Annotated in this window: 15 protein-coding genes and 1 pseudogene; 2 read left to right on the top strand and 14 right to left on the bottom strand. The window is 40.1% G+C overall.

All coding sequences use genetic code 11. From position 1 onward, the window contains the following. Window positions 1-175: 175 nt before the first annotated feature. Window positions 176-3,139, bottom strand: a complete 2,964-nt coding sequence (locus ABID13_RS24060; protein ID WP_048929557.1) for a TOTE conflict system archaeo-eukaryotic primase domain-containing protein — start codon at window positions 3,137-3,139, stop codon at window positions 176-178. A gap of 583 nt (window positions 3,140-3,722) precedes the next feature. Next, window positions 3,723-4,505 carry a hypothetical protein gene (locus tag ABID13_RS24065; RefSeq protein ID WP_048929558.1) on the bottom strand — a complete coding sequence of 261 codons (783 nt, stop codon included), beginning with the start codon at window positions 4,503-4,505 and terminating at the stop codon, window positions 3,723-3,725. Between the two features lie 153 nt (window positions 4,506-4,658). Here ABID13_RS24065 and ABID13_RS24070 point away from each other — a divergent pair, with 153 nt between their 5' ends. Beyond that, the gene (locus ABID13_RS24070) at window positions 4,659-5,870 is read left to right on the top strand and encodes an IS110 family RNA-guided transposase (protein WP_048929559.1); all 1,212 of its coding nucleotides are present in this window, start codon (window positions 4,659-4,661) and stop codon (window positions 5,868-5,870) included. A 108-nt stretch (window positions 5,871-5,978) separates the two neighbouring features. Here the strand turns inward: ABID13_RS24070 and ABID13_RS24075 are convergent, their stop codons facing one another. The 12 genes from ABID13_RS24075 to ABID13_RS24130 form a co-directional block, all read right to left on the bottom strand. Beyond that, window positions 5,979-9,893, bottom strand: a complete 3,915-nt coding sequence (locus tag ABID13_RS24075) for a hypothetical protein (RefSeq protein WP_197092171.1) — start codon at window positions 9,891-9,893, stop codon at window positions 5,979-5,981. Window positions 9,894-10,266: 373 nt separating this feature from the next. Beyond that, window positions 10,267-11,088 (bottom strand): hypothetical protein, encoded by an 822-nt coding sequence (locus ABID13_RS24080; RefSeq protein ID WP_048929560.1) that lies wholly within the window; start codon window positions 11,086-11,088, stop codon window positions 10,267-10,269. A 716-nt stretch (window positions 11,089-11,804) separates the two neighbouring features. Then, the gene (locus ABID13_RS24085; RefSeq protein ID WP_227162500.1) at window positions 11,805-12,059 is read right to left on the bottom strand and encodes a DUF1016 N-terminal domain-containing protein; all 255 of its coding nucleotides are present in this window, start codon (window positions 12,057-12,059) and stop codon (window positions 11,805-11,807) included. Continuing rightward, window positions 12,041-12,214 (bottom strand): virulence RhuM family protein, encoded by a 174-nt coding sequence (locus ABID13_RS24090; RefSeq protein WP_147338554.1) that lies wholly within the window; start codon window positions 12,212-12,214, stop codon window positions 12,041-12,043. The genes ABID13_RS24085 and ABID13_RS24090 overlap by 19 nt, the downstream gene beginning before the upstream one ends. Before the next feature lie 59 nt (window positions 12,215-12,273). Beyond that, on the bottom strand, window positions 12,274-13,572 hold the full coding sequence (locus ABID13_RS24095; protein WP_048929561.1) for a TIGR02679 domain-containing protein: 1,299 nt from the start codon (window positions 13,570-13,572) through the stop codon (window positions 12,274-12,276). Beyond that, entirely contained in the window at window positions 13,562-17,632 is a 4,071-nt protein-coding gene (locus tag ABID13_RS24100) for a TIGR02680 family protein (protein WP_048929562.1), read from the bottom strand. The genes ABID13_RS24095 and ABID13_RS24100 overlap by 11 nt, the downstream gene beginning before the upstream one ends. Then, window positions 17,629-18,765 carry a TIGR02678 family protein gene (locus ABID13_RS24105; protein WP_048929563.1) on the bottom strand — a complete coding sequence of 379 codons (1,137 nt, stop codon included), beginning with the start codon at window positions 18,763-18,765 and terminating at the stop codon, window positions 17,629-17,631. The genes ABID13_RS24100 and ABID13_RS24105 overlap by 4 nt, the downstream gene beginning before the upstream one ends. Continuing rightward, entirely contained in the window at window positions 18,762-20,237 is a 1,476-nt protein-coding gene (locus ABID13_RS24110) for a TIGR02677 family protein (RefSeq protein ID WP_048929564.1), read from the bottom strand. The genes ABID13_RS24105 and ABID13_RS24110 overlap by 4 nt, the downstream gene beginning before the upstream one ends. Before the next feature lie 164 nt (window positions 20,238-20,401). After that, window positions 20,402-21,415, bottom strand: a complete 1,014-nt coding sequence (locus tag ABID13_RS24115) for a virulence RhuM family protein (RefSeq protein ID WP_048929565.1) — start codon at window positions 21,413-21,415, stop codon at window positions 20,402-20,404. 155 nt (window positions 21,416-21,570) lie between these two features. Next, the gene (locus tag ABID13_RS24120; RefSeq protein WP_048929566.1) at window positions 21,571-22,821 is read right to left on the bottom strand and encodes a recombinase family protein; all 1,251 of its coding nucleotides are present in this window, start codon (window positions 22,819-22,821) and stop codon (window positions 21,571-21,573) included. Between the two features lie 94 nt (window positions 22,822-22,915). Continuing rightward, window positions 22,916-24,628, bottom strand: coding sequence for a 23S rRNA (uracil(1939)-C(5))-methyltransferase RlmD (gene rlmD / locus ABID13_RS24125; protein WP_156200047.1), 1,713 nt, complete (start codon window positions 24,626-24,628; stop codon window positions 22,916-22,918). Window positions 24,629-24,875: 247 nt separating this feature from the next. Beyond that, entirely contained in the window at window positions 24,876-25,031 is a 156-nt protein-coding gene (locus tag ABID13_RS24130) for a hypothetical protein (RefSeq protein WP_197092173.1), read from the bottom strand. Here ABID13_RS24130 and ABID13_RS24135 point away from each other — a divergent pair. Beyond that, window positions 25,012-25,558: pseudogene (locus ABID13_RS24135) on the top strand (prolyl-tRNA synthetase associated domain-containing protein). The gene ABID13_RS24130 and the pseudogene ABID13_RS24135 overlap by 20 nt on opposite strands. The last annotated feature ends 100 nt before the right edge of the window (window positions 25,559-25,658 follow it).

Consider the following 25,658-nt stretch of genomic DNA (forward strand, 5'->3'; position numbering starts at 1 on the left):
TAAGGTGTTTCTTGCTCATAGATACCTCCAATCCGAAGGCAGAACCGGAACCACTATACCGGAAGATGACCGAAAAAGGAACCATGAAGTTGCAGCTGCAACTCTATGGCTCCCTGTTCATGTAATTCTAAGTGCAACAGCTTATGTTGCATTTAACTTTTCAATTAACCACATTTTATCGAACTCCCCCCTTCTCTTTATCCGCTACAATCTCCAAGAGCTCTGCTGCCACCTGCGCTGACTTAATTCTCATCAAATTGTCCCAGGCATCTTGTTTCCCCAAAAGATTCATACCGCCATGCCATACAAGCTCATCATCTATGATTGCAAAATGCTCTGCAATATCCTCTCCTGTGATCACATGAATACCGTTTCGCTGCATTTCACATATTAGTCCGTAACAAAATTCCGAACTCCCATAAGAAAGATTCTGAGGATCCAATGTAACAACAGTCACCCCGCATCCAGCTTCCTGTCTTGCTTTCACAAGATAAGAAAAACGTTTTACCTTTTCCAGTGTAAGCTTTGGGCTTGAAACAATAATTCTCTTCTCCGCTTCTACCAGATCCTGTTCAAATACATCCGTATAATTATCACTGTCATAAATAGCATTTGCAGTCTGCTTTGGAAAAATTCCATTTGCAATCAACTGAAATCCTGTACGTTTGTATGTTCGCAGCCGCTTAGCATACATATTATCAAAGGTTCTGATGTGTGAGTCTATATAATCATAGACAATAACTTCGCTCTTGCCCTCATAATCACGGTTCAGTCTTCCCAGGTACTGCTCCAGCCGTCCGGAAAATGAAACCGGCGCGGCCAGCATCAGCGTATCTAGTCTCGGATAATCAAAACCTTCTCCTATCTTCTGACCTGTCGCCACCAAAATAAGGCTCTGATTCCTGGAGATCTCTTTTAATTGCTGCCTTACATGTGAGTTTTCTTTATCACTATTATCTCCATAGAGAATCAATACATGATCCGCATCCATTTGCAGGTGATCATACAGATACTTTGCCTGTTCTTTATATCTGGTCAGAATGACCGGCGTTCTTCCTTTTTTCACACATGCTCTCGTATCCTCAAGAATCATATCGTTTCGAACATGGCTGCTGCTGATCAGGGAATATGCTTCATTAATATCATTTCTGCTCTCATCGGTATCAATTACTCTTGTATATCTCGGATACACATAATGACCGATTCCCTGCTCAATAGCGCGTTCCTTTGCTGTATAACGGTGACGGACCGGTCCAAGCAACATATAAATGATTTTATCCAGATTATCACTTCTGTTAGGCGTTGCCGAAACCCCGTACACATATCTGGCATTGACCTTTTGCATCACTACTACCGAGGTATTAGAACCGCAATGATGACACTCATCCATCAAAACCATACCATAAGAATTAATGCGGTCATTAAATTTCCCTTTACTATAAACAGATCCTACCATCGCCACATCTATAATACCGGTCAGCGTATTCTTACTTCCATGCAGAACTCCGATCACACTTTCCCTACGTTTTTCCCTGCCGCTTTTTGTTTTATAGATTGGCGGTTCCTCATCTATTATCAGGAATTTATTCAGTTCATCTACCCACTGTTCCAGCAGTTCCTTACTTTGAATCAATATGAGTGTGTTTACTTTTCTTTCTGAAATCAGATAACTGCATACTACCGTTTTTCCAAAGGCAGTTGCTGCACTAAGCACTCCCTGATCATAGGCAAGCAGCCTGTTTGCCGCCAAATCCTGCTGCATCCGAAGATCTCCTTGAAAGGTAATCCTTATCGGTCTTCCCTTTTCCCTGTGGTCCTCGATTTCATAGTCGATTCCTGCTTCCCGGCAGGATGCTATCAGACTGTCACGAAGTCCTCTCGGAATACAGATATAGCCATCCTCATCCTTCCCCATATATACTGCACTGAAATTATAATAATTGGAATAACCAAGTCTTTTATTTTTATAAAACACAGGGTTATCAAATGCCGCCATGCTTCTAATCTGATTTTGCAGATGCGGCATTAAATTCAGTGCATCAACATATACACCGTTCCCCAGTATAATATGCATTTTTCCTATAATATCCGACTTCACAAAGCCATCCTTTTTTCTCCATGGTTTAGGTCTGTTTTGTTGCATAACCGCAACTGGAATGTCTCCATAACCCGAAAGTTCTTCCTGCCAGTCTTTCATCCGTCTTATGATATCCTCCATGGAAAGTTTCTTTGTATGATTCAAAAGAATATCCCACTGATCCGGATAAGCATTCCAGTTTTTATCGACAAATGCACTATTTCCAGTTTTAAGTGCCCTTCCCTGTAATGGCAGCGCTATCAAATTTCCTATACTGCTTGCCACATCCTGTGACGGGTACATGCGGTCATAATAATGAAATGATTTCAGATTAATAGATGCAGACCCTTTGTCCAATAACAAAAATCCGAAATTTCTTGCAAGTGATGCAGATACCGGTTTCTTAAAAAAGATCCATACATGAGCACCCCTGCCGGACCTTGACCGTTCCACCAGGGGTGTAATACCGTTACTCTCACAGATTAATCGCAGTGCATCAACTTCCTCATTCCATTCTTCCGTAACATTAGCAAAATCCGTCTGCTCCGCTCCTTTTTCATGATTATCAAAATCAAATACAATAAATCGGCAAGTGCCATCAGAAAATAGCGGATATACCCCCAGTACGTCAGATCCATCTTCTTTATATCCAACAAGATGATCTATTATTTTTTCCGGCGTAAGCTTCGTCCATTCCCTATGTTCACAAGCTTCACAGCTTAATTTCTCTTTGCGCTGCTTCGGACATATCCTGTCATTCCATCTGTTATTGCACTGTGGAAAATAGCCGCCTTTTCTTCCTCTTTTAGCATACACATCCGTTCGGCCCCAGAAAAATGAAAAAAACTGGTTAGCCAAATCCTTTGTAATATATCTGTCCAGGATGCGCCCACCCTGATCCGGATCATACTCTTCAATTTTCTCAATTTTCTCTATAAAAATATTGGACGTTTCACAGGGAATATTGGCCCTTGACAGCTGGTCTTTTAATCGTCTGTTTTCGTCTTGAAGACTCCGTATTATTTTTCGGAGAGAATCCAGATTGTATGCTTGTATGTGCATGAAAATGGCACCTGCCTTTTTATAAATTTCCTGTCGCTTTTATTTTTACTCATTTCTATTAGCTTTTACTATCAGTCTATATGGTCCGTCAAAGAAGATATCATTACATCGGACATCTTATAATTACCAGGTATTAAACAGGACGTCATTTGGCATACTTTCGTTTTCCCTTGGTGGATCTCCACCACAACACTTATCAAACCAGCATTTTATATTCTCTGTAAACCATTTTCTAACCAATCTATAAGCACATAAAGACTATACCATATATTTTTAAGCTTATATATTGATGTATATACGGAAAAGTAATGTTATTGCTAGTTGAATATACGTAAACATTCTAGAACCAGTACCCTTTCACAAAACAAAAATGCCTTTGCACTTCATAATACCACCTTCTCCAAATTCCCTACGTCATCCTTTAATCCTCTTTTACAACAGGACAATACTTTCTATATGTATCCTCTTCTTTCAGATTTTTTGTAACAACTATATCACTGACATTTTCATAATTTTTGTTTAATTCACTATTATTGTAAGTTGCCTTGGCGGAAGCGTCATACTCTACTCCACCATCCTCCGTTTACCGTTCCATTATCTTTCTGCTGACCTCTCTCACTGAACCTAACTGCCTTTCAAACATTATATCCCATAATTCCAGACATTTAGCAGCAATCTGATTATCTGTAACTTTATTAGAATTAGCCGTTTCATCATATAAAGTTATAATTAATTTTGAAATCTCATCTTCTATACCCCATTGCTTTCTCAAATCTTCTAGTTTCATCTGCAAAATATTTTCACATAGCTGTATAATAATGTCTGCATAGTCAACAATAGAAACTGCGTTTTCCTCTAGATAATGAATAAACGCCTGTACTGTCCTTCTGCTTATCTTAGCTTTCATAAACTCTTGCAAGAACTGTCTATCGTGCTTGGCATCAACATATTTATCATAGAATATTCTAGATAACGGAAACTCTACATCCATATCAATATTATTATAATTAAGAATTATATTTTTTGCCTTCTCCCGATAATCGTTAACATTCAAATAGATTACTGCCATATCCAATATGGCCCTTATTTGATCTTCGCCATTAGATTTGACAGACAATATAATCGTTTCAAATTCAGCATACCGTATATAAAATTCACAAGCAGCATGTCCTCCCATCTCTACAAGTTGTTTATCCTCAGATTCAAAACATTTCTTTATAATATTAATAATCCTTTCTACTACAATATATTTATGGTTAATATCCCTTACAGCCAGTAAGGAATTATCCATCTTGTTGCTTAAGCTGTATAATGATGGAGCAATAGGTATGTCGTCTTCCTTTCTTGGACTTCGCGTCCGTAACAAAGACTGATAACCAGCTCCTCATTCGCAGCGTTCGTTTTATGCAGGTTGAATCGCCTTAGGTGCATTCGTGTCACACCACAGTAGATTGAATAGGCAATGAGTAAAACTGGTGCTTATCCATTGCATGATTAAATCTTAAGGAGTGACAAATTTATGAACGCAGTAGGTATCGATGTTTCTAAAGGTAAAAGTGTGGTTGCTATCATGCGCCCTTTCGGTGAGATTGTTGCTGCGCCTTTCGAGGTCAAACACACGGCCAGTGACATTCAGTCTCTTGTTGGACTTATCAATTCCGTTGACGGTGAATCCCGTATTGTCATGGAGCACACCGGACGTTATTATGAAGTCCTTGCACACCAACTTTCCGAGGCCAACTTATTCGTCAGCGCCATCAACCCAAAGCTTATCAAGGACTTTGATAATGATTCCCTTCGTAAGGTTAAGTCTGATAAAGCGGATGCCGTCAAAATCGCCCGATATGCACTTGACAAGTGGCAAAATCTCAAACAGTATAGTGTTATGGATGAATTACGCAATCAGCTCAAAACCATGAACCGTCAGTTCGGCTTTTACATGAAGCACAAGACGGCTATGAAGAATAACCTCATCGGCATCCTTGATCAAACCTATCCTGGCGTCAATACCTACTTTGACAGTCCTGCACGTAATGACGGCAGCCAGAAATGGGTTGATTTTGCATCCACTTACTGGCATGTGGACTGTGTTCGTAAGATGTCCTTAAATGCCTTCATTGACCACTATCAGAAGTGGTGCAAAAGAAAGAAGTACAACTTCAGCCGGCCAAAAGCTGAGGAAATCTATGGAAAAGCAAAGGAACTTGTTCCTGTACTTCCAAAGGACGAAGTAACTAAACTCATTATCAAGCAAGCGGTTGACCAACTTAACAGTGCCTCTGTAACTGTGGAAGAATTGCGTTCCCTCATGAACGAAACAGCCTCTAAGCTCCCAGAATATCCTATCGTCATGCAGATGAAAGGCATAGGTCTATCACTTGGTCCACAACTCATGGCTGAGCTTGGCGATGTGACCCGTTTCACTCACAAAGGCGCACTCACAGCTTTTGCCGGCGTGGATCCTGGTGTGAATGAATCTGGCTCTTATGAGCAAAAGAGTGTTCCTACTTCCAAACGAGGCTCCGCAGATCTCCGCAAGACCCTGTTTCAGGTAATGGATGTTTTAATCAAAACCATGCCTCAGGATGATCCTGTTTATCAGTTCCTCGATAAGAAACGTGCTCAAGGTAAGCCTTATTACGTCTACATGACTGCCGGAGCCAATAAATTTTTACGAATCTACTATGGTCGGGTGAAAGAATATCTTTCATCACTTCCAGAATCCGAATAGCTTCCTAACGATTTCCTTTAGACCAGCACGGGTGTGGTGGTCTTGTTTTGATACCTATTTTTCAACCTGTATAAAATTTTCAATTTTCATAAATTTAGCCTTGACTTTTTATTTGCAGGCTTTGTATTTAGGATATAGAAGAAAGAACATATCTTTTGAATCATGAAAACTTGCCATTCGAATATCTAACTCATATAAATATATGATCTTTTCTTCTGTCCACTCTCTGTCAATATTATAGGATGGCCATAAAGCATACAAGGCCGCAAAACGTACAGCCGGATTTTCATCCTTTGTCAATCCTTCAATAACATCTTTAAACTGTAAAAATAGTTTTTCATCTTCCCAGAGAAAATGTCCAATTGTTCTTGCGGCACTTCCCCTAACACAGTTTAATGCATTACTATGTAACATTTCGCAGCTTTTCATTTCTTTATCTTCAGAATTTGTTACATTGGGTTTGTTTAATTCTGGATTACAATGTTTTAAAGCAATATTCTTTAATTGTTGCATTATTTCTGATGACCAACAAAAATCACTTATTTTTTCAAGTATTCCACAGAAATACGAAGCTCTATGTGTTTCCATATCACACGGAAATGTAAGTAACATCTTTTCTATAACTTTAAAATCAACTGTCTCCAGAGTTTCCGACATTTCCACACCCAAAAACATAGCATCAATAAAAGCAGGTAACACCCGTTCCTTATTCTCTAAGACAAGTTCTATCATTTCTTTTGGATGCTGTTTTACTGCTGTTTGGAAATCGTTCGCATACATTTTATAGGAACTTTCAATAAATCCATCTTTTACTTCAACCGAATTGAAATGGTTTCTATTTTTTAATTTATTGTTAGTTATTATTTGAAGCCACTGTGCCTTACCAATATTTTTTCCTGAGACGGGCGATTTTACCCATCCTAAATGGCCATTCAGATTACCATAAAGTAACGGGACTTTATAAAAGCGCCTATCAAGTACATGCAATAAATCTTTTGTTTTTTTACTAATCCTATCTTCTGGTAAGCATTGTAACAGTTTATACTGCAAATCTCCCCAAAAACTCCAATATACAGGATTATAATCTTTACTTTTGTTCTGTTCAATTCTTCTCTTATACCATTCAGGCGCATTGGGCGAAATATATTTGCAAATTACATTTTCTATCACTAATAATTCTTCTTTGTCGCATCTGATTGCATGAATTTTCAAAACTTCTTTTACAAGCCCCAATTCATCTTCTCCCCCACTGGTATAATCAAAAATATTTTTATTCAAATCCATGCTAAGATAACGTATTACCTGATTACTATATTGAGAAGATAAATATGCTAAACTAGTCAAAATTATTTCATTAAATACATAATATCCCTTCCCCATATATAATTCATAATATCCCCAAAAAGCATCTGGAGATTTACGGATTAATGCTATAGTGGCTTTTTTGACTAACTCAACACAGGCTCTTTCAATATTTCTTTTATGCATATACCTTCCTGACCAATCACTATACTTTACTTCCCATCCATTTTCTTTTGGGATATATGAAAGTAATTCATCAAGCACAAATTCTGAATTTTCTATTAAAAAAGGATTATCTGAATCTACTAATTCTTCTTCATAACGGTATATGTAACTTCCCTGACTTTTAACCTTATTTTTTAACCAAAATGAAATAAGTCTGATAGTCCTTGTTTCAAATTGTTTCATCATAGATATTATATTTATATAAACTTCTTTTGCGTACTCAGGATAATGTTCATAAAACAGCATCCTAAGTTCAAACATTTCATCACTTTCCTGTGTAATATCATGAAGAAAGCATCTCATGAACTGTTCGTCATCATTTCTATTACTAAAAGCATACTTCTTTATGAAAGATATATCCTCACCATCTAAATTGGGACTAATGCTCTGCAATAAATTAAAAACTACAACTTTTTTTTCCGGCTCCGAATACCATCGTTCTAATATGCCTTGATTTCTTAAGATTACCACATATTGCTTTCTCGAAAATATTGCATTATCCAATAAATAATTTCCGTAAATCTTATTTTCACAATTATCAATAATAAATTGCGAGATATTATCATCTGGTTCTTTAATTTGTCCTAGTGTTTCATAAAAAACATATTTTACATAATATCTTACACTATCTGAAATTAACATTTTCTCGCCAGCAAAAATAAAATCTCTACTGTCATATTCCAGTACATTTTGTAAAAACATTTGTACCTGATATCTTCTTCCAGGATTTTGTTTTTCTTTTTCTCCTATAATATTTTCTATGGTTTGTCCATCAAAATATTTCTCCATCATTCTCTGAGAAATAAAATAATCTAAAATCGATTGATGTACAAATCCAACTTTATTATTTTGAACCATAATAATTTCTGATGATATCAGATAATCTAAACCGGCTTGTTCAACATGTAAAATTTGTTTTGGAACATATAAACGGCCCGTTTTATCTAAACTATCAACGATACTTATTTTAGTTTCATTGATGACCCTCTGCTGCAATCCTACAACTACACCTTTTTTACATATTTGCTCAAACCATTTATCTATCAAATGGCTGGTAGTTAAACAATCTATATAGAATTCTTCTTTGTCCAAATGTTGCCAAATATATAAATTGCTAGGTATTCTTAATAATTTTTTTAATTTATATGACAATTGCTCATAATTTTCACCTATGATTTCTTTTACTACATCTTCTTCGAAATCGTTTACTCTAACTATTTCCCAATCATTCTCCGGTGAGTCCTGCTTTTCGAATAGTGAATTTATATTATTATCATTTTCAAGATCATATGTCCTACAGACAAATACTAAAACTATTTTCTTCTTTCTTTCATAATTCAAATATTTTATCTGCCTAATTAGTTCCATACAAACTGCAAGAGCTTCACTAGAATATGCCTGTGTCCACCTTAAAGCATCTAATTGGTCTAAAATAATTACCGCATTTTCATTTCTCGAAATAAGATGTATTGAATGTGCAATTGAATTTGGAAAGCCTAACTCTTGTCCCCAAAATTCACAGTTCTTATGTGGTATTCGCCGGTCAAGTTTTATTGCAATATGTGGAATATTCTTTTCCTCACAGTAATTTAAAATTGCTTCTGTACACCCACTTTTTCCATAGCCTGCATTTCCAGAAATAATTATCGATTCTTCATTTGCAATTTCCTTTATGCAATCGTCAAACTCTTTTCTAAATATCAAGCCCCCCTGTAACGGCCTGAAATTCTCTCTATATTCTTGATTAACCTCACTAATCCTTGGCAAAATCCTTTTATCACCATCTTTCAAACGGAATGCAATCCCTTGTTTTGTAAAATACTCAATTAATACTGTTTGTGTAATTTCTTTTCCCAATATATCTTCCATGACTATAAACGAAAGAAAAGCATTATAAACTGTTTTTCTTTCGCTGCTAAATAAATATTTTATATTTTGAAATATAAGTTCTTGCAATTCATATTCGGATATCTGCTTATAATAAATTCTCTTTAAATAATCTATACTTTTTAAAACTTCAGCCTCTACATCGCTATTTAGACTCATTTCAGAACAAAAACTTTTATAGAATTTTCGAAATTCCTTGCTGCTTTTCATAATTTGTATAGAATAAAATTCTTCTGCTATACCACTGGTATTACATGCCCGATTATGTAAATCAAATAAAAAGGTACAAGCCATCGGACTAACCAATGCCACTTTTCTACTACAATCCCTGTTTAACTGAATTTTCCACGCAGATAATATATTTTTCGCCTTTAAATCAGAGATATCCCAATACTCTTTACTTGCATTTCGTGCTTTACATTGCTGATTTTCCTTTTCACCATCAAGAGTTGTTATTAGGATATCTGTGCCAATTTCATCAGTACCAAGTGCTTCTACTACTACACTGTAATTTATTTCATTTAAAATGTTAAGAAGCTCATAAATTATACAGTTTATTTCATACCTATTACCCTCTTTATCTGCTCTTCCACCTTTTTCAAATGGCACTGTTTTCTTCCTCCTCCAGAACAAAATGCTTTTAATAATTATCCGATGTTTCTTGTCCCGCTTTTTCGGTCAAGAAAATGAGCTGTCCGATCTATTATCTTTACTGTACATAAGTTGTTTTTCTTTAAATGCCCCACTATTTTTATCCTCGTTAGTCTGTACTCATTCCTATTCTTCATCTACTTTCGACACAATTCGACACAAACCTCGCAATGCGGTGGGACAAAAAGTTTATACTACATGGCAAAAAGATATATACAGATACACAACGGGGTGAATTTACCTGCTAATTTACCCCACTTACCCCTTTCAGTTGTAAATCACCCCTTTTATTAACTTTACTCCACCTATACTTATATAGAATAGGAACTATCTAATCTTTCTTACTCAATCCTTTTGATAATTGCTTCTGGGCTAGTTGATTGATTCTAAATGAAATTGCTTTTAAAATTATCAGACACCTATTAAATAAATCATCATCAATTTCAACAATTCCACTTTTAGGTATCGGAACCAATTTCATATTTTTCCACCTACTTACATTAACTACCCCCTTATCATGTACAATCGTATTTCTTATTTCTTTTATATCTATTAAAGTGCAATAATCAATTTGATATTTAATTCCATCATAAACATACCAAGTATTATAAGGATCCTCATTCTTTAGGAAATATTCTTTAATAAGATTAATCAAAGAATGTATTGATTGCCCATTTTTTTCTTGATTACAAATTATATTATCAGCTATCATTCTTTTCATCTTCTCAATATTATTAAATGCATCTGAATATTCGTAAATTTCTTTATATGTTATAGTTTCTTTACCCATTTTTTTGCTCTCAAAAATTAGGCTTGGATTAATGTCCAAAAATGTATATATAATATTCTTAATAAAAGTCTCAAAAGCAGACCAACAAGAAAGAAAAGTATTTTCATTAAGCCTATAATCAGCTTCCTTTTCAAGAACATTCATTGTCTTGGTACTCTTTCCCATTAGCGCTAATACAAAATCTCTTGGGTTTTGTTCTATATTGATTGAGGCTAAAGCCTTTTGTTCCACTTCTACTTTGTAAGTTTTTTTCCCAAACTTCGGTAGTTCTTCAGAATTAATTGATTGTTGATCTTTTGGCCATATTATATAAGTTACATCTTTTTCAACTATTGTATACCCTAATTCATGATTATTCGCCATCTGTTCTACTTTTGAAATAGGTAATTCTAACCGCTTTGCATATTCCTCCGCTGTAATCCATTCACATATTAGATGTATATCCTTTATTTCACGATCAGCAGCACAATAACTATACTTTTTACTTTCTTTCCATGTGTGGCTTTAATTGATTTCGTATTTGTTTCAATGATTCGCTTGAACTATCTTCTAACATTTTATTAGTTAAGCAATATGATAACTGTGTTATGTTCCTAAAATGTTGTATTTTATTTATTTCCTCACAGAAAAAAGAATAGTCTTTCTTTATGCTACGCATTTTTTTCTCCATTCTTAATAGATTTAGGTTATTTTATCAGTCAAATCGGTATTTTGCTTAATAATTTAGGTTTTGCCACATAATTTATTTAATCGTAACTAACTACATTTTCATACCTACACCGCTTTACCCCATCCCCGTTTTAGGGAAACTTATCCATCTCACTTCCCATTAAAACACAACTCCATTTTTTCAAAATAATCCCGAAAATCCGCCTGGAATCAAAGTTTCTGCACAAGAAGGCAGACGGTTTCCACATGTGGTGAGTGGATAATAATGATGTCTGAAAGACATGGCTCATCCCTGGCGGAGTTTCGCTTGTCTAACTTCATTTACATCACAAATAAAAGCACCGTTTCATGTCACACCTACTTTTATTCTTACCAGCTTTGTTCTACATAAAGTGGACTAGAATATAAGCCTACCAAATACGACTTTCTTCATCTTTTAGTTTGTCCATTAAAGAAATATTTGTTCGCCATGGTATTTGTGCAACGACCCGTTGCACAATTTCAAAGTCAGGCCAACTTTCCGCAAACTTCCTCATATATTTTATGTTTATTGGCGAAAAACCTAACATTTTTGAGAAGGCATCCTTTAATTTATTGACCATACGGTCAATGATTTTTGTGCCCCAGCCTTCCTCCTCTTGCTTTTTTAGAATACCTCTGCCGATATTCCCTTTAGAAAAATCCCTCTACTTATACTATACGCTTTTGCAACATCCAAATTATAGGGAGCAACCCGTCTCACTACGGTTCTTGCCCCGTCCTTTTGAACTATCGCAAAATTTACAACAGTTGCAGGCTGGTCTTGCAATTCCTCTTTCATAGCGTTATTCCCCCAAAGCGAAATCCAATCTTGGCGGAACCAAAAGATGTGTCCCCGCCTCAGGTTTTCATATCCTCGAGCAGCTCTTTCAGCATATTTTCCTGATATCCGGCCAGCCGTTTTTCCTTCACGCATTCCGCCGTTTTCTTCAATATAGGATGGCTGATATTTTCAAGCTTTGATTTTCCGATATCCCCTATTTTTTCTTTTGACAGGCTTTTTTCATAATCCGCAGGCGTCATTCTCCATATATGAATGCAATCCCCGAATTTCAGCCAAAGCCTGTCGGCGATACAGATCCCATCCGGATCAATATCCCCATTATAATAAACTTCGGCCCCACTGGCCAAAATATAGGGTATCAGTATCTGGGCCACGGAACGGGGCTGACCGGAAGTACACAGAAGGGTATGGTCCGAACTTTTCAGATTATGGATTAAATAGCTGAAAACCATCTCATTCTCAACTACATACACCTTCTCCCCAACTGCCTGCACGCCGATGATCCCTTTCATATTCTCCATGGTAATCACATATGTTTCTTTTCGGTCGCAGAACGTATCATAGGCCAAATGCCATCCCTGTTCCGTGAGCAGCCGAAGCCCATAACCGTGGACCATGGAAGATATGTTGTCCGGAACAATTGAAACCTGCATCAGCAGTTTCCGCCACTGATGTGCGCTTTCGGGCAATTTCATTTTTTCGCACCAGCAAATTGCGTGTATAAAAAGCAGTCCGGCAGTTGTGCCACGGTCGAAATAATGAGGATTATCTGTTATCTCAGCGGCCAGCACGGCTAACGGATATTCCTCTTCGCCGTTTTCCGGCTCTTTTAGCTTAAACACTGCGTTTCCCACATTTTGCACCAGTTGTTCCGCCTGCTTCTCATCTTTTGCATACTCCCTCATCAACAGCTGATATCCGTATTTTTTCTCAGAAATCATTTCACGCATCCATAAAAGCGCCGCCGAATTACTGCCGGCATTTTTTTCAAAATATCCGCAGATTCTGTCCAGAAACTTATTTTTTCTCTCCAGCTCTTCTTTCTGCCGGCCCTGAGTAGTAATAAGCGTCTCTCCGAAATATTCCTCCAGCACCTCTTTCATATCAACCGGCGCAAAACGTGTTTTTTGCAGTCCTTGTTCAAATTCCAGGAAAGAAAACCGGATTGTTTCCTCATAAAACACTTTGCCGATTATGCCGCCTACCGCCCGCCGCTCTTCCTCTGAAGTCCGCTTAAGCGTAATGTTTCCGGCAGCTTTTCCGTAAGATCTCCATTTTTTCCAAAATTCTTCAAAACATCTATGATATGCCTGCTGGCTTTTAAAGTATTTTGCACATTCTTTATTATTGCACATCTAATATCTTCTCACGTCCATTCCATGTATAACGGATCACCGAAACAACCTGTGAATCCTGAGGCCTTGAAAGTTCTGCAATCCGAAGTCCTTTTACCGTCTCAAAACATCCCCACAATGCCTGGGAATTCATAATATAATCAAAATCCAGCTTATGCACAAGCTCGAACATGCTGCTGATATTTTTGTCATCCACTCCTGCAAATGCCTCATCCAAAGCAATGATTCGCGGATGGTCTTCCTGCTCCGCTTTTTTATACTGTGCATTGACTGCCGCAAAAAGAGGAACATACATCGCCATAGCCTTTTCTCCGCCGCTGAAACGGTTAAACGCCGCATTGGTCAAAAACTTCCGCTCCCCTTCCCCACGTCTGAAAAACATGTGGAATTCAAACCATTTGCGATAATCCAGCGCATCCCTGACAAGGTCCATATAATTGATCATATCGCCTTTTTCTTCCAGTTTCTGCTTTTCCGTGCGGATTCTGCTTCGAAAATGCGCCGCAACCTTTTCAATATCCTCTATGGTCAGAAGCGTATAATCTCTGAGCAGAATCTGTTCAAGCTCTGCGGTATCTAATTCCATATCATTTTCCGCTTTGCAGGGTTTCCAGTCCAGAGAAAAGATAAGGCCCATAGAGGTATCCATTTCCTTCATGAGCTGCGACATATCCGAAACCCATTTCCGGCTTTCCGCAATCCGGTCCGTAAGCTGCCGGCTGATGGTCTGAGACAAAATATCCTCAAACAGCTCCCTGTCCTTCTTCTGGATCAGCAGTTCCGTCTCATCAATGGCCTGTTTCAGGATTCCGTAAAATTCTTCCAGATATACCTTTTTCCCATTCCACGAGGAAACGACCCGTACCCGCTTTCGTATTGCGCCCGCCGCGGCCTCTGTTTCCAGAGCCGCCTCTGCCGGCGTGTCAAAGCATTCCTCCAGAGATGTGCCGTAATTGACCAGACTGCCGTTATGGCGCTGATATACCTGATGAAGCGCCTGCAGCAGGTCCGTCGGCTCTCTGTTCTTATCGCTTTCCCGAAGTACCGACACCGCTCTCTTGGCACACTCAAAAATCCCCTGGCTTTCTCTGGCAAATACCAGCTTTAGTGCAAGTTCCTCTTCAAAATAATTTCTCAGGCAGGTTTCTGCTATGATTTTCTGCCGCAGACTCTCCTTTTGTTTTGGCTCATCTTCCAGAATCACCCGCAGCCTTTCCTCCAGAATAGCCAGATCTCTTTTTAAAGCATCACACTCGGTCCCAATCTCGTCCAGCTCTTTCTTCAGCTGTTTTAAGCGGTTTGCCTTTTCTGCAATTTCCGGACGGTTAAGGTACTCCTCAAACTGCCGGATCCGAATCCCGCTCTCTTTTTCTTTTGTGCTCCAGCTGCGTTTCTCCACAAAAGCATCATCCATCAGCTGTTCACTTTGAATGAGCCTATCCTTCTCTGCCCTGAGATTCTCCTGATCCGTCCTAAACTGCAGTAACGCCTGCCGGATCTCCTGCCAGATACGGCTATATTCTTCCAGCGCATCATCGGCTTCCTCATAGGCCTCTTCTGTTCTTCCGTATGGAAATGGTTTGCACTTTTGAAGCATTGTCTGGTATTGCCGGTTCTTTTTTAATATCAGCTGCCGCTCCTGCGCTTCTTTTTTTCCACATTCCTCACATATCTTCTGCAGCTTGTATTCACATTCTTTTTCCTGGTCCAGGGCAGCGTTAATCTCGGAAAAACCAGGCAGCTTCTGATATTCCTCCTGCAATTTTTCCAAATGCTCCCGCACCGCTGTAATCTCTTTTTCCAAAATTACAATTGCTTCTGTTATCTCAGAAATCCGGCCTTCCAGCTCACGGATTTTCTGTTCTTTCCGCCTTTTTCTTGCCAGAACTCCCACAAACTCAGCACTACCTGTTTTGCCTGCTTTTCCAGCCAGAATTCCCTGTTGGAAACTTCCGTCTTTTCCAAGGTGAATTCCCTGTCCATGTTCTTTCTCTTCATAAATATTGCTTAGAATCCTCTGAACAGTCTCTTTCAGAGCAGGTTCCAGTTCTTCACTGGCAGTCAGCTTGGAAAAACCGGAAGTTCCGCCCTCTTTCACATACAAAACCGTATCCAAAAAACCGGGACACTGCTTCCTGATATTCTCGAAATCATCCGCGGATACTACAAGCGCATCTAAAATCCCCATTTTCTGGAGCTGCGCCTCCAGCCTTGCACAGCCCGTCTCATCCAGATTCTCAGAAAATTCCACCGTTTTATAAAAAGGTACTGCTTTGATACCAGCCTTCTCCAGCGCCTTTCTTGAACCTTCTGCACTCTCGTCCCTCTCCGGCTCCAGATCCCCAGAATTTTGCAGACATGTGAGTTTTTCTTTTTCCTGATCCAGTTCCTCCTTCTGGATTTTCTTCTGATACTCCAGACTGCTTTTTTGATCCATCAGCTCCTGACGCTGGCGCTCATAATCCGTGCGCAAAAGCTCCTGCACCATTTCTGCATCTGCTGCCGACTGATACTCCCGGATCTTCTCCTCCAGTTTTGGAAGCAGCTCACTGTCAGGCCTCCACTGAGCAGATTTTTTCTCTGCTTCATAGACAGCTGTGATCCACTGATCCATACAGCGGACAACATCTTCCTGTGCAGTCTTAAGTTTCTGCTGATCCTCTGCTTTTTCAGTCTGAAGCATTTCCAGCTGCGCCGCCAGTTCATCGTACTGTCCGGATAACTCCTCATACTCACGTATTTCTCTCTTGCATTCAGCCAACAGTTTTTTCAGCAAATCAAGGCTTTTTGCAATTTCCCCACTTTTCTCATGATCTACTCCGTCTATCATCTGAAGAGCCTCTTCGTGCTGATTCCACTGAAGGATTTCCTGCTGCTCTCCCAGTTCCGACTTGGCATCCCCTATCTCCTGCTGTATTTGATCCAGGTGATCCTTAATTTCCTTTATTCTGCGCTCTTCCCGCCAGATTATTTCCTGATAATCCCGGATTTTATTCTCCCAAGCGGTAACCTTCCCCGCAGCCTCTTCTTTCTCTCCCCTGGCCTGCTCCAGCTTGCGGTCGATTTCCTCCAAATCTGCGTCCAGGAGTCCGACCCGCTCAATTCCTTTTAGCTTTTTTTGCTCTTCTAAGTCAGCCAGACGCTGACTCTTGCTGTTCCTGGCCGCCTCTGTCTCCTGGCTTTTCTGTTCCTGTATGTTAAGCTGACACTGTTCTGCCTCTATCTTCTGCTTCATCGCCATATAAGCTTGTGCCTTTTTAGCAAGCATATATTGATTATACCGGGTATATTCATTCCGTATGATCTTCACATCATCGAAGGCCCGCTTCAAAATCTCCAGACTGTCCTGAATCTCATCCATTTTCTCCATGGCGTCCACCATAGCGCGCAGGTCTTCATCCGTCAGCGTCTGCAAAGAATCATTTAATATCTCATATACCCTGGTAGGCTTAAATTCCTTGGAAAGTTTGGGAGCCCGGACCTTCACAAGCAATTTAATAAACTGTTCATACTGCTCTGCTTTCCGGAATCCGAAAATGTACTGGTTGACCGCTTTTTTATATTCACTTTGGCTTGTCGTAAAAAAATTGTCTTCTCCAAGCTCTGTTTTCATTTCCCTCCTGTCTAAAGGGATTTTGCTCGAACCGATCTCCTTGTACAGCTGCAAATCATAACCAATCCTTCGTCCGTCCAAAATGACAAATCCCCAGAAGTCAATGGGTTTTCCTTTTTTTGCCCTCTGCCCGATGGCAATGGTACGGTATTCTTCCGCCCCCTCTTTTTTGAGTTCCAAATATAAATATCCTGTGGATTCGTCCTTTCCTTCCTCCCCCAGGAAATAATACTCCATTCTACGGTCGCTGGACCCAAAGGGATCCAGCCGGCTCGGTGTACGGTCACCGTCCAATATGAAGGGAATAAAGCTCTGGGTCGTAATGGATTTACCAGACGCATTTTGTCCCCGCAGCAGAAGCTTTCCATTCACAAATTCAAAATCTTCTTCATCATATAACCAGAAATTCACGAACCCTATGCGGTTCATTTTAAAGCGGTCTTTCACTCCCCGGTACCTCCCTCGAAATCCTCCGGATAAACTCCTGCTGTTCTTCCCACAGACGGAAATATAACAATCTGCGTTCCATCATATCGAATCATCAGCCAGGATTTCATATATTTCAACACATGTTCCAGAAGCAGGTCCTCATCCATTTCCCGGTATTCTTTGCTCCATCCGCTGTTCCACTCTCTGCGGCAGGACAAAATCACGTCCGAAATGCGTTCCCTTGTCATGTAAATACATTCATTTTCCTGCTTTTCTAAAGTTCCTTCCGCTACCTCTTTCTGTATCTTCCCACAGACCAGAAGCACAATCTCCGGAAGCATGGCATCTCTTGGATGAACAGAACCATAACAGTCATCCCCGTCCAATGAGATACATGCCATATTTTTGTATAGATCCAGATTGCCTCCCATATTATCATTGATATATTTTGCAACCCACTGACGCTGATTTTTTAAATAAAGTGAATCCGCGTCCTCACTGCTTTCCCAGTACATAGACGGACACACCGTCAGCTGCCGATACACACGGTTGATGCGCAAGGCGCCTCTGTTTTCCTGAAATTCCTCAAAATCCGTCTTTTCAAAATCCTCCCAGGATTCAAACCCGGAGATGCCGGTTGGAAAGCTGGTTGCAAAATACTTTGAATATCCGGTATTTTCATACAAAACTTCATGCCCGGCCTCCGAGCCAAAGGCCTCGCTGCGTCCCTCATATACCCGGAGCATCTGCAGTTTCTCCATATATTGCAGGACACGGACCAGAGACTTTCTCTGAGTGAAAGAAGTCCAATCTATGGATATATAAGATTTTAGCTGCGTTTCCACATAATCAATCAACTCCGACAACAGAAACTGCTCCTGTTCCTCTTTGTCCTCCAGATACATCAGCGCCACGCACAAAATACAGTAGTCCCTGATTTCCAAAAATTCTCCGATTCCCATAAACGATTCCGCATGGGCCGGTCTTTTCTCTAATTTCAACAAATTTTCCGTGTGAACGAGTTTCCAGCCGAGCTGCTCCCTGACAAACCTCTGAAAATTCGAAATATCTCGTTTCACTTTATAATACGTTTCCTTATCCGAATCCTTACAAATCCAGAAATTCTCTAACAGTGTTCTGAATTCATTCATAATGTTTTAAACTCCAATACAAACGCCGGCATGACCAGATCCCCATCCTCGCACTTTAACACGCATTTTCCTTTCGATCGTGTCAAACGATATTCCTGCCCATATTCTGTCCTTCCTGTTTTCCGGGAATTCATATTGGCCTGCGTGATCCACTGCAAAAATGTAATCCTTGTCTCCTCTGAAATAACCTCTTCTATCTCTGAAAACGTGATCTTGTCAGCCTTGATGTAATGCATAACAATCTCTTTCTGCCGTTTAATCTTCTGCAGATACTTCTCCCTCTGTATGTATTTCTCCAAAGACTTGTCGGTAAATCCTCTCCGGTCTTTTTTCTCCCGATAAGATCTTGTATGAGGTTTCAGCAGAAAAACAGCAGGCTCATCCTTATAAATGCTTTCATTGATTCCATCCCCCTCGCGGGGTTCCAACGTCTTAAAATGCTGAATTTTTTGTACTCCAAAGACATGAGCCGACAATTTCTGCGCCTCTTCCAAATCCTCACATTTCAAAAACAGCTCCAGAAACTTGCGATAATCATCCTTCCTGCTGATTCCGCCGTTCTGGAACTGAACGATCAGCGCTGCATTCTGAATAATACTTCTTATTACGTCATTCGTGATTTTCAGAACTTTTTTGCACTCACATTCGTTTCCCTGAGAATCTATAAACCAGTTTTTCAAAGAATTCCATTTACCCATCACATTTTCACGAATACCCGGCTCCGCATTCCCATGAAGCTGCAAAACCGCATGTGGAATGTCCAATTCACTCTGTATCACTCTTTCCAGAATATTCTCTTCAATTACGGACATATTATCTGTCAGAATCTGCTCAATCCGCTTGGAATGGCGCTGCAATTCCTGCACAAATTCATTCAAATACTTAATAAACTTGTCCTTATGTACAACAAATTCCACTGACTTCATGAGCTGTTCCGTTTTTCCGGAATAGAAATCCCGCAGATAATCCTGATAATTCTGGTTTAACCTCTTAAAATCCTCCTGAAGCATTCCCCACCACTCATTGATCTCCTTCAGGCTGCTGTCTTTTATTTCTTCCGCCTTTTGCAGACTTTTTTCCAAACGCACAAAAAAATTCGTGGATAAATTTCCGGATTCCAAAAAGAGATTTTCCAGACGCACCGTGAGACGTTCAATCTCAACCGCATACTCCGACATGGTATAGCGATACTGCTTATTCTTGTAATCCGCTATGGTGTAAACCCTTCCCGGATCCTGGATCGGAGTAAGATTTTTCCACTTGACCAAGGCTTCCAAATCTGTCATCAGCTGTTCCATGGTATAATCCGTGAACGTCTTATCCTGCTTAAGCATCTGGTATATATCTTCTTTATATATCTGGAAATGCATCTTCTCATATTCACGGTAAAAACACCGCATAATTTTACGGTATACCGGTGCATTGGGAACGGCTAAATAAGATGTCTCATTAATTGGTTCAAAATATTCCATTTTTATAAATTGCCTCCGAATATGTATTTACAGGAAATTCTAAACATTCTGTAAACCAGCAGAAATGATAACATCAAGATTATAAAGTCCAAATGATATCATATTCCATACCTTAGTTCACCTCTTTCCTTTTCAAACCACAATTCCTCATCATTATTACCTACTTAATTGTTTTTTTCGTCCAACTTATCTAATTCCCCTATACTTTCTAAAAAATGACATTCCACAGGAGACAATATATATTCCTGATTTCTTTTATATTTCTTATACTCCAAATACGCTTTCTCCAAGGCCTGCTGATGTGTTACTTTCCCCTTTGTTGTTAATATATCACGTCTGGTCATCCTGAGATAATCATCAATCGTCTCCAGCCAGTCTTTCATATACATTGGCTCCTGATTTAAAGCATGTACCTCTGCAATATCCAAATATGCCGTTACAATTTTATTGAGTGCATCCAACTCTTTTTCATCAAGATAATTTTTCGCCACTTCTACATCCGAGAGTTTTATACGTTTGCCACTCCATGTAGTCAGTCCCATATTATCTTTATCTGCATCTGCCCTTTGGTAAATCACCTCCGCCGCTGTATGCTTATGTGCTGCCCAATGCATCTTGTTTTGAACCTGTTTAAAAAACTGTACGGAACTCTCCGCTTTCGGATTGTAGTCAATACTGGTCGCATAGATTTCCAGCACTTTTCTCCAAAACACTTTTTCTGAAGACCTTATATCCCGGATACGCGCCAGCAACTCATCAAAATAATTTCCTCCACCAAGATTCTTTAATCGTTCATCATCCAGCGCAAATCCTTTAATCATATATTCTTTCAGGATATTTGTAGCCCAAATCCTGAATTGTGTTCCTCGCAAAGATTTCACGCGATAGCCAACAGAGATAATAACGTCAAGATTATAAAAATCCACATGATATCTTTTTCCGTCGGAACCAGTTGTTGCAAAATTTGCAACAACTGAATTTCGGCTTAACTCGCCTTCTAAAAAAATATTTTTTATATGTCTGGATATCGTGGATTTATTTCTTTGAAATAGATCTGCTATCTGATCTAACGATAACCAAACAGTATCGTTATCAAACGTAACTTCAACTTTGGTAACTCCATCCTCTGTTGTGTACATCAATATATTAGATTTTTCCACTTTCTCTTCCCCCGCCAAAAGATCTCCGAAAAAAATTCGATGATTATACTACTCCTTAAGTTTCCATATCCATTTCACTATATTTTACCATACTCCCCTCACCATTACCATCTGAAAGATTCCTTCATTTCCGTTTATTTTCCCCTCTGCAACATAACATCCTCATTTACCTATTATTCAAACTCACATATCTGATATCCCTCTTTTTCAGCATAACAAATTATCAACCGCTTCTCATAAACATCTATTCTCTTCACTCTATCCTTTACGACATTTTCATCATATTTCCCATTACATACAACTTTTCCCAACATCTCTCTTACATCTTGATCGTTCAAGGTAGGTGAATTTTCACACTCTGCCTTTCCTTTTTCCATCCTTGTCCCACATCTCCACACAATCTTCCCACGCTCCGTTCTACGCCTGAATCCTCCGCCACAATACCCACATACCAATAAATTACTAAGCAAGTATTTGCTGCTATATCGGTTACCACTGCTAATCTGATTGCCGTTAGCTGTTCTATTCAGCCTGGCTCTATTAAGCATTTCCTCCTGCACCTTATCAAATATCTCCGGAGAAATAATAGCCGGATGACTTCCTTTCACATAATATCTGGTACGCTGTCCAATATTTTTCTTTCGTATACCATTCAGATAATCCTCCGTAAATGTTTTCTGAAGCATCATGTCTCCCTTATATTTCTCATTCTTTAGCATCTGCTGGATTACATTTGCACTCCATACCGTTTTGCCTGTTACCGTTTTTACACCACTTTCCTCCAAGTGTTTTTTTATCTGTGAAAACGTGTAACCCTTTAAATATAACTCAAAAATCAACCGTACTATTTCGGCCTGCTCCGGAACGATTACCAATTCCCCTTCCACACACCGATACCCCATAAAATGTTTATAGCTGCTAAATAATCCTTCCTCAAATTTTCTTTGAATCCCCCACTGAATATTCTCACTCAAATTTCTGCTTTCTTCTTGTCCCATTGCTCCTGATAAGGTTATTGCCGCTTCTGCATCCGGATCAAACGAATTCACATTTTCAATTTCAAAATACATTTGAATACCCCTTTCTTTCAAATATCTCATAATCTGCAATAGCTCTACCGTATTCCTGGATACTCGTTTTGCTGATTTAGTGATTATGTAATCGAATTTCCCCTCTGCAGCGCTTTCTAACATATGTTTCAATCCGTTACGGCCTTTTTTCCTTAATCCACATCTTCCGCAATCCCAGAATACTCCTGAAAATACCCAACCCAGATGATCTGATATCTGTTCTGTATATGCCACAATTTGATGAGCCAAACTGGCTAACTGCGTCTCTTTCTTAGTGCTGACGCGGCAATATGCCGCCACACGCAGCGGTTCCATATTCTCTTTTTTCACAGGCATATAATATATATTTTTCAAAACACATCACCTCGTTTCATCAATAAGGAAAAGGCGCGAAAGCCAAAAGCCTTCACGCCTCACCACACGGCAACTATCCAATCTCACCTAATCATCATTTAACACTCTTTTGCAACAGGACAATACTTTCCGTATGATTCGTCCCCGGAAACATATCCACCGGCCACACCTCCCCCGCCACATATCCCAGCTTCCTCATATACCTCACATCCCTGGCCAAAGTCTCAGGATTACACGACACATACACAACCTTCCCTGCTCCCATCTTTCCAACAGAGTCCAAAAACTCTTCCGTACTGCCGCTCCTTGGCGGATCCATAATCACCACATCCACCTTTTCTCCCCGTTCAGCCATATTTACCAGGAACCGTCCCGCGTCATTGCAGTAGAAACGCACGTTCTTCCTATCATTCATCTTGGCATTGCTCACCGCATCCCGCACAGCATCCTGATTTAATTCCACGCCAATAACCTGCCCAGCCTGTTTGCTGGCAATAATCCCAATGGTTCCAATGCCGCAGTACGCATCCACCACCAGTTCCTTTCCGGTGAGTCCTGCCAGTTCCAGCGCCTTTCCATACAGCACTTCCGTCTGGACCGGGTTCACCTGATAGAAGGATCTGGAAGAGATACGGAATCTGCAGCCGCACAGTTCGTCCACAATATATCCCTTGCCATACAGCACATGTTCCTTGTTCCCCAGAACCATACTGGTACCGCGCCCATTGATATTCTGTACAATGGTGGTGATCTCCGGATGTTTTTCCCTCAATGCCTTAACAAAATTATTTTTAGATGGAAATACAGGAGATGCCGTGACAAGCACCACCATGATCTCATTGGTTGTAAATGCCCGGCGGATCAGCACATGGCGCAGTAGTCCAAAGCCAGTATCCTCATTATAAATACGTATCTTAAATGACTTGAGCATATTGCGAATTGTGCCGATAATCTCATCCGCCTTTTCATCCTCTATCATGCACTTCTCCACAGCAACCACATCATGGCTGTTCTCCTGGTAAATACCGGAAATCACATTTCCCTTTTCCCAGGCAAACACAGCATGTACTTTGTTGCGGTAATGGAATGGATCCTTCATTCCAATGATCGGCTTAACAGGGCAGATACCCTTAAACAGTTCCTCCACCTGCTTCTGCTTTTGCTTCAGCTGTTCACTGTAATCCCGATCCAGTATCTGACATCCCCCGCACCGTTTCATAACCGGGCAAAGTCCTTTTCCCTCCGGCTTTCCTTTTTTATCTACCATCCGGTCAGATACAGGTCTGCCCATCTTCCGTCTATCCGGGCTCTGCCAATCCGTTATCCGTTGATCCACTGTCTGTCTTTCTGTCCTTCCCTTTCCTATCCCCCTTTTATCATTCAAACCGCCAATATTCTCACTGGACTTACCCATTCTAAATCCCCGGTCATCCCTGCCGCTGCGCAGTTCCCGTTCATCCCTCTTATCCTTACGCCGGTCATCACGCTGCGGCCCTCTATCCCCTCTCTTGGCCGCTGCATCCTGTTTTCCCCCGTGATTTCTCCTGGACATTTTATCCAAATCCTTACCAGAATGTTTATCAGTATCCTTGTCCGAATATTTACCGGTATGTCTATCGGTATATTTATCACTATATTTATCGTCATATTTATCACTATGTTTGTCCATATATTTACCGTCCCCCCTGCCACGAGTACCGCCAACTTCCGCCTTTTTCACCGGTCTCTGCTCCCACCGCTTCTCTGCTTTCCCCCCGTTCCTCTTCTCCGTTCTGTTCCCGCTTTCATTTCCACCAATTCGGCTCATTGTCTTATTCTCCCATTCTGACAGCTGTTTTTACTTAAAAACAGTACAGACAGCGGCTTGATCCCCGCTCTCCTCTGCTATAACATATTTGTCATCATCACTTCATGTCGGTTTTTGGGGCGCTTGATCCCGCTAAAAACCCTATCGACATTTTACCATATATTTAATATAATGTGTAATTTTATCATATATCCGCCCAATCCCCTCCCACATCACCACCAGCTGCCTGCAATTATCACCCAAGTTATCACCCAAGAACGGATACAGACATGATCACACATTCCCACACAGTCTCCGCCGTTCCATCCACATACACTTCCACACATAATCTCACATATAATCTCACATATAATCCCACATCTGCTCCCGATCCCCCATACAAGATCGCCCCCACTCGATACATTGGAAGGCCATCCGATCCCACCGGACGCATTTCTCAGGAGATCCGCTCCTACGAACTTTTGGGCTCCCTCCTCATTCCCTACATTCGCCTGGACCACGATGCCATGCCGACCGTAGAGGCATGCCAGGAGATCGACAAACTGCTAGCACTGAAGGTATACAAAAACTTATTTCTGCGAAATGCTCAAAAGACCGGTTTCTACCTGCTTATGCTTCCCGGCAGTAAAAAATTTAAAACCTCTGTTTTATCCAGACAGCAGTACTCACCTATCATTTGCGAAACCGGAATATATGAAAATACATCTGGATATCACGCCCGGTTTCGTCAGTATCCCTGCCCTTATGAATGATGCAGAGTATCATATCCAGCTGCTTATTGACAGGGATGCAATGCAAAAACAGGAATATTTCCCCTGCCATCCCTATGTCAATACATCCAGTATCAAATTCCGTACCCGGGATCTGTTGGAGAAACTCCTTCCGGCCATGGGCCATTCCTATATCGTGGTAGACCTTCCAGGTGCGTAACAAACACTCCCCCCTATTGGCAGCCACACCACTCAAAAACCGGAGCCATCAAAGACAGTCATTGATATGCTCCCATATCACATGCTCCGCCTGATGGTAC

The sequence above is a fragment of the Enterocloster citroniae genome, from assembly GCF_040545455.1.
GTDB lineage: Bacteria > Bacillota > Clostridia > Lachnospirales > Lachnospiraceae > Enterocloster > Enterocloster citroniae.